This is a genomic window from Streptomyces coerulescens, assembly GCF_042657965.1.
Lineage (GTDB): Bacteria > Actinomycetota > Actinomycetes > Streptomycetales > Streptomycetaceae > Streptomyces > Streptomyces coerulescens.
In genome coordinates this window covers 524,158-537,595 of record NZ_JBHSKM010000044.1, presented here as the reverse complement: position 1 = coordinate 537,595, position 13,438 = coordinate 524,158, and the positions used below count along the sequence as shown (strand labels likewise).

The 13,438-nt window shown below is 68.6% G+C and carries 10 protein-coding genes and 2 pseudogenes; 3 read left to right on the top strand and 9 right to left on the bottom strand.

All coding sequences use genetic code 11. The annotated features are described in order from the left end of the window. Positions 1 to 178: 178 nt before the first annotated feature. Positions 179 to 1,369 (bottom strand): annotated as a pseudogene (locus tag ACFPQ9_RS39795) (SMI1/KNR4 family protein); the annotation flags it as partial. A gap of 199 nt (positions 1,370 to 1,568) precedes the next feature. Here ACFPQ9_RS39795 and ACFPQ9_RS39790 point away from each other — a divergent pair. Beyond that, positions 1,569 to 2,873: a YhgE/Pip domain-containing protein gene (locus tag ACFPQ9_RS39790; RefSeq protein ID WP_380864343.1), complete on the top strand. Its 1,305-nt coding sequence runs from the start codon at positions 1,569 to 1,571 to the stop codon at positions 2,871 to 2,873. A gap of 164 nt (positions 2,874 to 3,037) precedes the next feature. After that, positions 3,038 to 3,742: a thioredoxin domain-containing protein gene (locus ACFPQ9_RS39785; RefSeq protein ID WP_380864342.1), complete on the top strand. Its 705-nt coding sequence runs from the start codon at positions 3,038 to 3,040 to the stop codon at positions 3,740 to 3,742. 51 nt (positions 3,743 to 3,793) lie between these two features. Here ACFPQ9_RS39785 and ACFPQ9_RS39780 read toward each other — a convergent pair whose 3' ends face one another. The 5 genes from ACFPQ9_RS39780 to ACFPQ9_RS39760 all read right to left on the bottom strand — a co-directional run bounded on the left by ACFPQ9_RS39780 (position 3,794) and on the right by ACFPQ9_RS39760 (position 10,093). Then, positions 3,794 to 5,230 (bottom strand): cellulose binding domain-containing protein, encoded by a 1,437-nt coding sequence (locus ACFPQ9_RS39780; RefSeq protein ID WP_380864341.1) that lies wholly within the window; start codon positions 5,228 to 5,230, stop codon positions 3,794 to 3,796. Between the two features lie 46 nt (positions 5,231 to 5,276). Beyond that, entirely contained in the window at positions 5,277 to 6,809 is a 1,533-nt protein-coding gene (locus ACFPQ9_RS39775) for a beta-N-acetylhexosaminidase (protein ID WP_380864340.1), read from the bottom strand. 32 nt (positions 6,810 to 6,841) lie between these two features. Next, positions 6,842 to 7,705, bottom strand: coding sequence for a carbohydrate ABC transporter permease (locus ACFPQ9_RS39770; protein ID WP_380864338.1), 864 nt, complete (start codon positions 7,703 to 7,705; stop codon positions 6,842 to 6,844). After that, entirely contained in the window at positions 7,702 to 8,688 is a 987-nt protein-coding gene (locus ACFPQ9_RS39765; RefSeq protein ID WP_380864336.1) for a carbohydrate ABC transporter permease, read from the bottom strand. Before ACFPQ9_RS39765 ends, ACFPQ9_RS39770 begins: the two co-directional genes overlap by 4 nt. A gap of 136 nt (positions 8,689 to 8,824) precedes the next feature. Further along, a complete protein-coding gene (locus tag ACFPQ9_RS39760) occupies positions 8,825 to 10,093 on the bottom strand; it encodes an extracellular solute-binding protein (RefSeq protein ID WP_465269611.1) in 1,269 nt (422 codons plus the stop codon). 266 nt (positions 10,094 to 10,359) lie between these two features. On the opposite strand from ACFPQ9_RS39760, the gene ACFPQ9_RS39755 reads away from it, so the two are divergent. Beyond that, positions 10,360 to 11,202 carry a GntR family transcriptional regulator gene (locus tag ACFPQ9_RS39755; RefSeq protein ID WP_380864334.1) on the top strand — a complete coding sequence of 281 codons (843 nt, stop codon included), beginning with the start codon at positions 10,360 to 10,362 and terminating at the stop codon, positions 11,200 to 11,202. A 599-nt stretch (positions 11,203 to 11,801) separates the two neighbouring features. Here the strand turns inward: ACFPQ9_RS39755 and ACFPQ9_RS39750 are convergent. The 3 genes and pseudogenes from ACFPQ9_RS39750 to ACFPQ9_RS39740 form a co-directional block, all read right to left on the bottom strand. Beyond that, positions 11,802 to 11,933, bottom strand: a complete 132-nt coding sequence (locus ACFPQ9_RS39750) for a hypothetical protein (protein WP_380864332.1) — start codon at positions 11,931 to 11,933, stop codon at positions 11,802 to 11,804. A 16-nt stretch (positions 11,934 to 11,949) separates the two neighbouring features. Continuing rightward, the gene (locus tag ACFPQ9_RS39745) at positions 11,950 to 12,273 is read right to left on the bottom strand and encodes an ArsR family transcriptional regulator (RefSeq protein ID WP_380864331.1); all 324 of its coding nucleotides are present in this window, start codon (positions 12,271 to 12,273) and stop codon (positions 11,950 to 11,952) included. An 894-nt stretch (positions 12,274 to 13,167) separates the two neighbouring features. Further along, positions 13,168 to 13,254 (bottom strand): annotated as a pseudogene (locus tag ACFPQ9_RS39740) (IS5/IS1182 family transposase); the annotation flags it as partial. Between the last annotated feature and the right edge of the window lie 184 nt (positions 13,255 to 13,438).

The following is a 13,438-nucleotide window of genomic DNA, read 5'->3' as shown; positions in this document are numbered from 1 at the left end:
CAGACTCGACATCCCACCGCAAGCGGCCGCTGACGAGCGCCTGGACACCGGAACACTCCAACTCGGCACCGCAGTCCTGACACACCGCGGAGTACCTGACAGATTCAAGAACGGCCGACTCCATCACCAACCCCAACATCCCCCACCCCCAACGGCGATGAGGTCAAACGACACGCCGGCCCGCCTGCCCGCCCCGCGGCGTGGACTGCAGCTCGCGGCCCCGCTCCGGGGTGAGGAGCGGCCCGAGCACGGGATCGGCCACCCACCCCAGCGGCGCCAGATGGTCCGGTCCGAGCGGTTCCCACAGGGGCAGAGCATCCATCAGTGTCCGCCACGCCCCGTCGGCGTCTCCCCACTGCGCCAGCTCGCGCGCCCGCTCGACCGCTTCCCCGAACGGCCCCGCCACCGTGCACCGGTAGGTGCCGTTCCGCACCTGATCCAGCGTCGCGTAGGCCAGGGACACCAGGTCGTCGTCGGCGCCCCTCAGATGGAACATCAGGGAGGAGTCGCCGCGGTACGGGTGCGCCGCGTGCTCGGCGACCAGCGGTGGCAGTAGCTCGGACGCGTAGCGCGGGTTCGTCACCAGGCCGTCGAAGTACACCATGTAGGTCTGTCCGAGCAGGCTGCGTATCTGGTCACCCAGCCCGCCGGCGCGTGGCCGGCCGTACTTCTTGGCCTCGTCCAGCGAGCTCGCGGCCCCCTCCCAGTTGCCGCGCAGCGCCTCCAGCCGCGCCTCCTCCACCCGGGCGTCCAGCTCTCGCGTGGTGTCGTTGACGAACACCGGCTCCCCGCCGCTCGGGCCTGCCCGCAGGCTGTGGAACTCCCGGTACATGTCCCGCATGAACTCCAGGAAGTTGTCGTGCCGCTCGGGTGGCTCGGCCCGCCAGCTCGCCCATGTGTACACGGCCCACTCGCCGTCCTCGTCCACGTCCTCGGGATCCAGCAGGACGTGGGTGACGTCGGACTCCACGTCCAACTGCAGCCCGCGCCGCCAGATGTCCGCCTCCAACCGCTCCTCAGGCCCGGCGTCGTCGTCCAGGTGCTCCTCGAACAAGTCGGCGAGTCCCGACTCGTTGTCGTGCCAGTGCGCGTCCCGGGTCCCCGCCAGCAGCCATACGAACCCGCCTGCGTGCCGCCATCCGTCGCTGACCTCGAGGAACTCCCGGTACGACGGGGGCATCCGGCGACCGAGGCGCTCCTCCATGGCGGCGATCCTCTCTCCGGGCGCGGGCGGAAAGCCCAGCCACCGCGCCTGCCGGGCGGTCTTGTCGTCCTCGCCCTGCGCCTCGCCGTCCGGGAGGGAATCTGCCCACTCCCCGCTCCACCTGAGCAGGAAGGAACGCCAGTCGAATGCCGAGGTGTCCGTCATGCGCCCGATGCTGCCAGGTGCCACTGACAGCGCGCCGTTGCCGACCGCGGCCGGGGGTTCGGTGCCGAGGGGCTGTCTCGTACGCAACCGGCCCCGGGTTGCGGCCGTGTCGTGAAGGGATGCCCTGACTACAGAGGGTTATCGTCGCTTTCCGCAGGCAGGTCCGGACAGTGCAGGACCGTGTCCCCATGGGAGTTCCATGACCTCAGCGGGTTCCGGGCAGCAGCCGTCGCTCGCGCGCGCCCTCGCCGTCGCACGTCACGGAACGCTCTGGCTGGTGCCGACCCTCCTGTCCGCGCTGGTGGCCCTGGGTCTGACGCTGCTCTACATGGGTGGCATCCTCAACCCGAACGGCAACCTGCGCGATCTGCCGATCGCCCTGGTCAACACGGACCAGGGCCCGCCCTTGCCAGGACAACAACAGACCGTGGGCACGCAGGTGAGCCGGTCGATCGCCGCAGCGACCCCCGCGGGCACCGTGGAGTGGCGCCGGCTCAGCCAGGCCCAGATGCAGGACGAACTCGCGTCGGGCAAGATCTACGGCGCCCTGGTCATCCCCACCGACTTCACCACGTCGGTGTCGGCGCTGACCACGCCCCGGGCCACAGCACGCCCCGCCCTCACGGTCCTGACCAACCCCGGACTGGGCAGCCTCGGCTCCTCCCTGGCCGCCCAGATCACCCAGCGTGCGGCTCACCAGGCATCCCTGACGATCGGCCGGCAACTGACGACCCGGTCTTCCGCCCAGGACGCCGACTCCACGACCCGCGCGCTCCTCGGCGATCCGATCACCGTCACCACCAAGGTGGGCCACCCCATCGGCAGGCACACCGGCCTCGGCCTCACCGCCTTCTACTTCGCCCTGCTCCTGGTGCTCACCGGCTTCGTGGGCGGAAACATCATCAACAACGGCGTCGACGCGGGCCTGGGCTACACCGACAACGAGATCGGTCCCTGGCACACCCGGCGCCCCACGGTGCCGATCAGTCGCACGCAGACACTGCTGCTGAAGATGCTCATGACCGCGGGAATCACCGTGCTCACCACCAGCCTGCTGATGATCGCCGCGATCGGCATCCTGGGCATGGACGCAGCGCACCTGCCGCTGCTGTGGATCTTCTCCTACTGCGCGAGCCTGGCCGTGGGCCTGGGAGTGCAGGCCATCAACGCCGCCTTCGGCGGCATCGGCCAAGTGGTGTCCATGTTCGTGTTCATCGCCCTGGCCCTGCCGTCCTCGGGGGCGACGATTCCCCTCCACGCCGTTCCGGGCTTCTACCGATTCCTGGCGCTGTTCGAACCGATGCGGCAACTGAGCGACGGCGTACGGGCCATCCTCTACTTCGACGCCCGCGCCGACGCCGGCCTGACCCGCGGCTGGGTCATGATCGCCATCGGCGTCGCCCTCGCCCTGCTGTTCGGGTTCGGCATGACCCTCTACTACGACCGCAAAGGGCTGCACCGCCTGACCACACGGCCCGCCGCGACGGCAGACCAGGCACCGTGATCGGCACCAGGCCGCCCACCTGGGAGGGAACACGTCGGCCGCGCGCCCGCGGACGGGCCCGGTGAGGAGCTTTTGCTGGTGCGGTCGGTCGTACGGATGATCTAAAGTCACGCTGTTCTCTGGGGAGGGGATGGCGCATGGTGCGTGGGGGCCGGTGGGTTGTGATGTGCGCAACCGCGGTATTGGTGGTGGCGGGGTGCGGGCAGCGAGCTGCGGAGCATGAGCCCGACTTCGCGAGCACTGAGGAGTTGCCGGAATCGCTCGGTGCGGACGGCACCACCATCACGGTCGGCGATCCCGAGGCGCCGGTGAAGGTGCACCTCTATGAGGACCCCCGCTGCCCGGTCTGTGAGGAGTTCGAGACCACCGGCGCCGGCCCGGAACTGCGGGATGTGCTTCGCGAGCGCTGGGTCAAGACCGAGTACACCCTCGCTTCGTTCCTGGACGACCGGGTCGGCGGGACCGGCTCGAAGAAGGCGGTCAACGCGCTTCGGGCCGCCTTGGAGGAGGGCAAGTTCGTCGAGTACCACAAGGTGCTCTACGCCCATCAGCCCGAGGAGAGCGTCGACGGCTACACCGACGCCTACCTGCTTGAACTGGCCGGCAAGGTGGAGGGACTGCGCAGCCCGGAGTTCGACGCGGCCGTGACCTCCATGAAGTACCGCGCCTTCGTCGCCGCCTCTCAGAAGGCCTACGAGAAGGCTGGAGGAGCACAGGATCCCGAAGGCCCGGGGACACCCACGGCCGTGATCAATGACAAGGAGATCCCGGTCCAGTACAACGGCCTGCTCTTCGAGAGCGAAAGCTTCGCCGTGCTGCTGAAGCAGATCTACGACCGGCCCGGGGAGTGGAAGGACACCACTCTCTAGCCGGGGCCCCGCCGGTGAGAACCGGTAGGGCCCCGCTGAAGAGTTGCCGCGTTACTGGCTGCTGGGGACGGTGTCCTCGAACGTGGTGCCGGCCGTGCGGTAGGCGCTGATCTTCGCCGCGACCTGCGCCGGGGTCAGGACCTGGTCCTTGACGTGCAGTACGTAGTCGACCTGTTCGTCGTAGGACCGCGGACTGGTGCTGGTCTGGCCCGCGAGGTCGATCAGCCACTGGTTGAAGTTGATCGACATGGGCCGCTCGGGCAGATAGGCGGCGTCATGGGTGCCGAAGAGCTGCCCGTCGACGTAGTACTTGATGCTGCTGTTGTCGATGGTCAGGACCAGGTCGTGCCAGCCGGCGTAGCTCTGCCGGGACTCGCTGTGCTGGTTGACGGCCTGCCAGGGATCGGGGTTGTAGGTCTCCCAGGACGTCGTGTACAGGATGTTGGACGGCTCGCCCCAGCCGCCGTTGGGCAGATACTCGAAGTCGTACTCCGCGTAGTCGTCGGCCATGGGCGCCTTGAGGTCGTTGATGGTGAAGAAGGTCTGGACGAGGCGGTCACCGTCCGGACCGGACACGGGTGCGTCGGAGAACTTGACGCGAGCCGCGTAGGTGCCGTTCTTGAACTTCATGGCCTTGGTGAGGACTTCGGTGTGCTTGGTGCTCTCGGCCGTGCCGGCGGTCGAGGTGCGCAGGTTCATGATCGAGTTGCCGCCGGAGGCGGCGAAGGTGACGTTCTCCGGTGACCACGTGGCACCGGGCACCCCCGGCCCGCCGGAGTTGGCACGTACGTTCCAGCCGTTCGCCGAGATCTTCGGGTCGCTGGAGCTGGTGTAGTTGAAGTCGTCGAACAGGCTCTGTCCGCCGCCCGGAGGGTCGGTCGGCGGGTCGGTGGGGGGATCGGTCGGGTCGTTGCCCTCGGGCGCCGTCCCCCAGACCGTGCTGCCGGACACCTGGGCGGTGACCTTCGACCAGTCCGCGTAGGACGTCTGGGCGGGGCCGAAGGAGTAGTCGTCGCCCTGGTTGAGCGTCTGCCAGTCCGCCCGGTGGAAGCGCAGCTGCATGTCGCCGGTGTCGGCGCCGGGAGCGAGGGTGCCGGCGCCCGCGGTGAAGCCGATGTCCAGGTAACGGTCGGCGGTGGCCGTGGGGTTGGCCAGGGTGCCGAAGGTTCCGGTGATGTTGGCACAGCCCTTGACGGCCCAGGAGCAGGCGAAGCGGTAGGCGGCACCGGCCGAGTCGGCCTTGAAGTAGTAGCGCACCTTGACGGTGCTGAGCTGGAGGGCGCTGTCGCCCGTGTTCCTGACCTTCAGCCAGGGCTCGGCCTGGTCCGCCGTGACACCTGTGGCGCTGGTCCGGTACTGGACCGTCACGTCGTCGGCCGCGGCGCTGGCGGTGCCGGTCAGGGCGGTGAGGCCGACGGTGCCCATGGCCATGGCCACGGAGGCGGCTGCGGCGATACGCAGTCTGCTCGGAGTGGTTCGGGAGTTCATGCGATTCCTTCCAACACGGGATGTGGGGTTCGTCGTGCTCGGGGGATCAGGGGTGGCGGGAGACCTTGAGGGCGTCGAGGCGTGGGAGGTGCCGGTCCAGGCGGGAGCGGAAGTCCGTCCACGGTGTCGGGCCGCTCCAGGCGCGGTCCGCCAGGGCGCACAGCCGGGGATAGGTGAGGTGTTCGAGGCGGTCGGGGGTGGCGGCGTACTCCGTCCAGAGGTGGGCCTGCGTGCCCAGGACGCGGGCGGCGGCTTCGGGCGGGGCCCCTTCGGGGACGGGGTCGTGGGCGTGCACGCCGCGCAGTGCGACGACGGCGCCGGGCTGTGCCGGCTGTTCCTGGGGGCTCGCGCTCTGTGGGTAGTCGAAGTAGGTGGTGCGGTGGTGGGCGTTGATGACGTCGAGGCCGCGTTCGGCGGCGGCCAGGGCGTGCGCGGGGTCGCGCCAGGCCATCACGGTGAAGTGGTCGGGCAGTTCGGTTCCGGTCTCGGCCCAGCCGACCGGCTTTCGTCCGTTGCGGGCGAGGAAGGCTCCGATGCGGCCCAGGAACCAGCCGTGCAGTGCGGCGGGGCCGTTCAGCCCCGCGTCCCGGGCGCGTGCCTTGGCCTGCGGGCTCTCCTCCCATTCGACGGTCGGGCACTCGTCCCCGCCGATATGGAGGTAGGGGGAGGGGAAGAGGTCCATGACCTCCTCCAGGACGGTGTGGCAGAAGTCGAAGACCTCCTCGTGAACCCCGAGGACGGTGTCGCAGACGCCCCATCTGGTCCACACGTCCAACACCCGGTCGGGGCGGTTGCCCAGATGCGGATACGCGGCCAGGGCGGCGCGGACGTGGCCGGGCATCTCGATCTCGGGCATCACGGTGATGCCTCGGGCGGCCGCGTACCGCACCAGGTCGGCCAACTCGGCGCGGGTGTAGGCGCCGCCGTGCGGCACGCCGTCGTAGTCACCCCCGTCGGGGCGGGTCATGGACTGGGCGCGCTGTGAGCCGATCTCGGTGAGCTTGGGGTAGGCCGCGACCGGCATGCGCCAGCCCTGGTCGTCGGTCAGATGCAGATGAAAGACATTGATCTTGTGCAGGGCGAGGAGATCGACGTAACGGCGCAGGTAGGACACGGGCTGGAAGTGGCGGGCCACGTCGAGCATCGCGCCGCGCCAGCGGTGCCGGGGGACGTCCGTGATCTCCACGCAGGGCAGTGACCAGCGCACACCGCGCTGCGGTGATGCCATCAGGGCCTGCGGGGGCAGGAGTTGACGGATCGTCTGGACTCCGCGCAGCAGGCCGGTGGTCTGCGCGGCGCGCAGCAGCACGGAGTGCGGTCCGACCGTCAGTCCGTAGCCTTCGCTGCCGAGTCCGGTCAGGGCCGGGTCGAGCGCCAGGACGACGGCCGCGTCCTCGGCGGAGCGCAGCGGCAGTCCGGTGGCAGGGGCGAGCAGCGTGCGCAGCAGTTCGGCTGCGGGTTCGGCGCCGCTGCTGATGCGCAGGCAGGTGTCCGGGGCGAAGGTGAAGTGGCCCGCTCTGGCGTGGGCCTTGGTGGGGTGGGGGAGGAGGGAGAAGGTCACCGGCGGGCGTGCGGGCACAGCTGTCTCCGGGGGTCGGGTGCGGGGGAGTGTCAGCCCTTGACGGCGCCGGCGGCGAAGCCGGCCGTCACATGGCGCTGGAGCAGCAGGAACACGGCCAGCGCGGGGAGGGCGAAGAGCGTGGAGGCGGCCATGGTGGCGCCCCAGTCCGTGCCGAAGACGTTCTGGAAGGACGACAGCCACACAGGCAGGGTGCGGCTGTCCTGGTGCTTGATGATCAGGAAGTTGGCGTAGGTGAACTCGTTCCAGGCGGTGATGTAGCCGAACAGCGAGGTGGCCATCAGCCCAGGGGCGAGCAGCGGGAAGGCGATGTGCCGAAAGGCCCTCAGGCGTGTGCAGCCGTCGACCTGCGCAGCCTCCTCCAACTCCGGTGGGATGGCGGCGATGAATCCGCGCAGCACCACGATGGTGAAGGGCAGCGTCATCATGAAGTAGACCAGCGTCAGGGTGGGCAGCCGGTCGAGCATGTCGGTGTCGCGGGAGATGATGTACACCGGGATGATCAGTGCCTCCCAGGGCGCCATCTGCGCGATGAACACCATCAGCATGAACTGCCGTCTGCCGCGCCAGCGCATGCGTGCCACCGCGAACGACGCGCCCAGTGCGACGAGCAGGGAGAGCAGGACGGCGCCCAGGGTCACGAGGATGCTGTTGCGCCAGAACAGTCCGAAGCCGTCGGCGTCGACAGCGGCACGGAAGTGGTCCAACGTCCAGGTGTGGGGCAGCAGTTGAGGGCTGTCGGACTGGATGTCGCGGTTGGGCTTGAACGCGGTGGCGACCATCCAGTAGACGGGGAAGAGACAGACCACGACGATCACTGCGGCGGCGATGTGCAGCGGCATGCGCCGAAGCCGCCGGCGTGTCATGGTCCAGGTGATGTCTCGCTGGACGCTCATAGGGCCTCGCCCTCCTGGCGGAACATCTGTCGGAAGTAGAAGACGAGCACGCCGGCCAGCATCAGCACGGTGACCATCGAGGCCGCCGAGCCGAGGTCGTAGCGCTGACTCGACAGGGCGGTCTGCACCGCGTAGACGGGCAGGATGGTGGTGGCGTCGCCGGGGCCGCCGTTGGTCATCACCCAGATCTGGACGAACGCCTTGAAGGTCCAGATGACCTCCAGCGAGAACACCAGCATGAAGATCGGCCGGATCATGGGGAAGGTGACGGCGCGGAAGATGCGCCGCGCCGAGGCGCCGTCGATGCGTGCCGACTCGTACAACTCCGTCGGCACGGTGACCAGGGCCGAGTACAGGGTGATCGCCGCGAACGGCACTGACTGCCAGACGATCAGCACGACCAGGATCGTGAAGGCGGCCGTTCCGTGGGCGAACCAGGGGTAGCGGTCGAAGGACGTGAACCCCAGTTGCTGCAAGGCCCAGTTGACGATGCCGAACTCCGAGTGGAACAGCCACTGGAAGACCGTCGTGGCGGCGATCACCGGCATGGCCCAGGTCAGCACGAGCGCGCTGAGGACGGTGATACGGCCCACCCGGCCCAGCCGTTCGATCACCAGGGCGACCAGGGTGGCGATCACCATGATCAGGGTGACGTTCACGGCCATGAAGAGGAACGTGCGGCGCACGACCTGCCAGAAGTGGGCGTCCGTCAGCAGGGTCTCGTAGTTCCGCAGGCCCACGAACCGGGCGTCGCCCTGGATGAGTTGACGTAGCTGGAAGTCCTGGAGCGAGATCAGCACCGTGCGGACCAGGGGGTACGCCAGGAGATACAGCATGCCCAGGATCGCGGGGGCGATCAGCAGATAGGGCCAGGCTCCGCTCCCGACGAGCCGGCGCCCGCCGCCGCGGCCCAGCCGGTGGGAGGCGCCGGCCGGCCGGGGGTGCGAGGCGGGTGGCGCATCGGTTTCACGGACGACCGTCACGATGTCCTCTCCTCTCCTCTCGATGTGCGGCTCGCGCTGTACGACGGGTCAAAGGCATGGCGGGGCAGAAGCTCGGCCGGTCAAGAGCTGGGCCGGTCAGGAGCACGGCGTGTCGAGTCCGGCATCGGCCGGCGGCTCAGGAGCCGGTCTTCATGGCCGTGGTGATCGCCGCGGACGCCTTGGCCGCCTCGGACGCGGCGTCGGCGCCGGTGAGCACGGCGGTCATGTAGTCCTTGATGGGGTTCTTCGCCTCTACGGCGGCCCAGCCGGGGGTGTTGGGTGTCGCCCGGCCGACGGCGGCGCCCACGGCCATCGCGGAGGCGCCCGGGTCGGCGGCGACCGCGTCGGCCAGGGTCGTCTTGTTCGGTACATAGCTCATGGCCGCGGCGAGTTTGCGCTGCCAGGCGTCACCGGTGAGTTCCTTGATGAACGCGAAGGCGGCGTCCTGCTTGCCCGATGCCGCCGGGATGACGAGGTCGGAGCCGCCGATGAACACCGAACCGGGCTGCGTGGCCGTCTTGCCGGGGATCGGGAAGAAGCCGAGCTTGCCCTTGAGGTCGGGGTTGTTCGCGATGACGACATTGGCGCCGCCGGGCGTCGAAATGATCTGTGCCACCTGCCCCTTGGCCATGACCTCGGCCTGCGGGGGCTGCGCCTCGTCGGAGTCCTTCGGGCCCTTGCCGAGAGCCTGGAGCTGCTCGTAGAAGTTCATGCCGCGTACGGCCTCCGGGCTGTCGAGCGAGCCTTGCCACGTGTCGCCGGACCGCGTGGCGAGGTCGCCGCCCTCGTCCCAGATGAACCCGGCCAGCGCGTACCACATCTGGCCCGGCAGGTAGATGCCCTGCGTCCCGCCCTTGTTGAGCTTCTGGGTCGCGGCGATCCACTGTTCCCGTGTCTTGATGGCCGCGGCGTCGACGCCGGCCTTCTTGAACAGATCGGTCCGGTAGATGACGACCCGGTTGGCGGCGTAGTACGGGATGCCGTACTGCTTGCCCTCGTAGGCGCCCGGCTCGGCCAGCCCCTTGAGCCAGTCGCCGCCGCCGAGTTCGTCGACCTTGTCGCTGAGGTCGAGCAGCCCGCCGCTCTGCGCGAACTGGGCGACCTGGGTGTTGCCGGTCTCGATGACGTCCGGGGCGTCGTTGCTGGCGAGTGCGGCGGTCACCTTCTCGCCTATGCCGTCCCACTCCTGGATCTGGACCTTCACGTCGATGTCCGTATGGGCGGCCTCGAAGCCCGCGACGAACTCCTTCTGGAACTGCGCGGAGACGCTGTCGCGCATGAGCCAGACATCGATGGTCGTCCGGCCCTCGGCGGATTCACCGGACGAGTCCGAATCGCCGCCGCAGGCACTGAGGCCGCCGGCGAGCACCAGCGCGGAAACACCAGCAAGCATGCGGAGCTTCACAGTTCACCCCTGGGAGGAAAGCACCACGCCACCTGACCAGTTCATCGACTGGTCAGGTGACCTCTTGTTGGTCGATGAAGGTGGCATAGACCAATCGAAGCGTCAACCCTCCGCGCTGACCGGGCTTTTGGTTGAACGATTCACGCCGAGCCGTGTCATGGCGGACAGTTGGTGGCTACACTCCACCTGACCAGTACCCGATCAGTGGTAAGAAGTGGCGGACACTGGTCAAGGGTTGTCATGGACGGCGGGGCGGGAGCAGCAGCATGAACGCTGGCGAGTCGGGGACGGTTCTCAAGCGAGAACGCGTCCGGGACCACATCCTCGAACTCATGGAATCGCTGAACCCCGGCGACGCCATCCCATCCGAGCGATCCCTGTGCGCCGCGCTACAGGTCTCCAGGCCGACCCTGCGGGCAGCCGTCGACGAACTCGTCGCCGCGGGACTCCTCGTGCGTGAGCACGGCCGCGGCATGTTCGTGGCACCGGAGAAGATCACACAGGAGCTGGTGTCGGACCACCAGGCCATGGTCGTGCCCAGAGCGTCCGGCGCCTGGACCAGCCGTCTGCTGGAGTTCACCACCATCGCGGCAGGGGCCCGCGTCGGCCGCAAACTGCACCTGTCACCCGCCGCCGACATCGTCTACGTGGCGCGGCTACGGCTCGTCGACGGAGTGCCCATGGCCATCGAGCACCTGCACATCCCCGCGAGCCTGGTGCCCACGCTGAGCGCGGAGGAACTGGAGGCGGGCGACCTGTACGAGCACCTGCACGACCGCCATGGAGTCCGGGTCAGCGAGGCCGTGCAGACGATCGAGCCCACCGTCGTCAGCCAGGCCGAGGCCAAGATCCTCGGCGTGCCGCACCTGTCGCCGGCACTGCTCTTCGAGCGCCTCACCCACGACACCGACGGCCGGGCCGTCGAATACGTCCACTCCATCTACCGCGGCGACCGCTACCGCATCGTCACCCGCCTGACCCTGGGGTTGTCGGCCGGTGACGAGCAGACGACCCCGACGCAATCCATCCCGGGCATCCCGCCTGGTGCTTTTTCGCAGCGGGAAGGGGTCGTTCTCACGGCTCAGGGGGACGTCCACGCGGAGCGGTGACGGCGGGCGCGATCCGGGGCGAGGGGCAGGCCGCGCAGAGCGGGCGACCGGGCGAGCTTGCACCGGAACTGCCTCAGAGGGCTGTTCGGTGATGCGCAGGCCGGGTGCAGGTGGGTGTCACGCACCATGTGGGCGAGCGCACGCCCGACGTGATCCTGATGACTCATCATGTGGAGTGTGTCGCGATCCTTGAACGGGCGGGGAAGGGCTCCTGAACTGCGGTTTTGTGCGTGCGCATTATGTGCAGTGTGGGCATTTCGGGCGATACCTCGACGCTGAAATGACGCTAGTGACGTTCATTTGACGCTCGTTCTGATGGGGCGTCAGAGGTGATGAGCTGCTGCTCAGGTCGCCTGTAGCGACGAAGGTCAACCGGGGTTCTCTGGAGTTCAGCGGGGCCCAGCTGGCCTGACCGAATGGTCCGCGCACCAACCCGGTGCCCGACACGGTCTCGTCGCGTGCTCGGCGACGCGTATCGCCGCGCCTTGCTGAGCTCGATCGGGCGGGGGCAGCCCTCACCATCGGGTCGGCGGTGGTTGCGCCGTGGTGCCGGTATCGCGCTACACCGCAGCCCAGCGGGCCGATGTGGTCGGCTGGTGTTACGGAGTGCTGGGCTGCTCTCGGTAGATCGCGGCGAAGTCGAAGGCGGCGCAGGTGCCGCACCGTGAGGTCTTGCGGGCCATGTCGTTGTGGCGCAATTGGTCGCCGGCCTTGACGACCTTGGCTGACATGGCGCAGCCGTCCAGCTCAGCGAGCCACGGCCACGGTGTCAGGGGTCGACGCCGGGGTGTCGCGCAGGCCGAGGCGCAGGTACTCGACGTGGTAGAGGGCCTGCTCCAGGAGTCCGGCGACGTGGTTGTCGTAGAGCGCGTAGATGATCGAGCAGCCCCGGCGCTCGCCGGTGACCTGGCCGAGGTTGCGCAGCAGGCGCAACTGGTGGGAGCAGGCGGACTGTTCCATGCCGACGGCGTCGGCGAGTTCGGTCGCCGCGCACGCGGGATCATGGGGCAGTCGACTCCCGAACGCGAGGGGGAAGAGACCTGCGAGAAGCTCCGCAGTGTCGCCCCGCACCTCCGCCTGTGGTGGTGCGCAGCCTCGGCGCCCTCTGGCCTGCGACAACGAATGAAATCGCCTTGGATTGTGTGCACCTGGCACCACATGGCGCAGGTTGGTGGAGACCGTCCGTGGGCGTCCAGGCCAGTCCAGGTGGGCGCGTAAAGCCAGGTCAAGGCATTCTGCTCCGGGGGAGTCGACGCAGTTGGTGATAGGCGTGTGAGAGCGGCGTGTGACGAGAAGCCCCGCAGGTGCGGACCGGCGGGGCTTCTGAGTAGGTGGGTTTGAGTGTCCGCCGTGCGCACCGTTGCACTTGGGTTCTGCTCTCTCGAGCACCCGAAGCAAGGACGCGGCGACGCCATGCGGCTTACGCCCGACGCGCAGTATCCGCCCCGGGAGCTCTTCGCGACCAACCAGGCCGTAGCCTTCACCCCTGCAAAGCCACCCGCAGCGTGGGATGCGAAGCAGCGCCAAACGCCAGGCCGGGTGAATAGCCTGCCACCAGGCTTCGGTGACCCTTTGCGGGCGCGGCCCGTAAAGAGCCGTCTGGCCCTATGGCGGCACTGTCGTACCAGTACGCCCTTGTGCCTATGCCGTCCGCGTTCGACGTACGGTCGACCGTCGTCAGCCGACGCCCAGTACGTCGCCGGAGGCCACGAGGAACGAGAAGCTGACGTTCAGCGCGGGTCCCTCTGACCCGGCCGCGCCACCGCAGTTTGGCGGGCCCCCGATGTCCTCGCCGAGGAAGCCCGCGAGGCGTACCTTCACGTCCTTCTTCATCGCGGCCGTCATCGCGTCGGCGCCGGGCACGTCCGGGTAGCTCGTGGCCCAGGGGCAGGAGAGGTCGGTGCTGCTGTCGCTGACGATGTCCACGCCCTTGAGCTTGCTCAGGTCGACCTGTGTGCCGGTGTCGTTCCCGAACGACACGCGCAGCGGCGTGCCGTGCGCATCGGTCAGTACGTGGTGCTTCGAGCCCGGCCATGCGCGGTCGACCGGGCAACGGACCGATTCTTTGGGCTGCTTCGCGAGTCCTCCCACACCCGGCCTGCTGCCGTTCGGCCAGCCGCCGCCAGCAGGAGGAACCGAAGCCGAGGCCCAACTCTTATGGCAGGTAATCCCATTGCGTGCCGGGTGCAGATGTCCAGCAGCTCACCTGCGGCGTCTTGCTGACCAGGACTCGGGT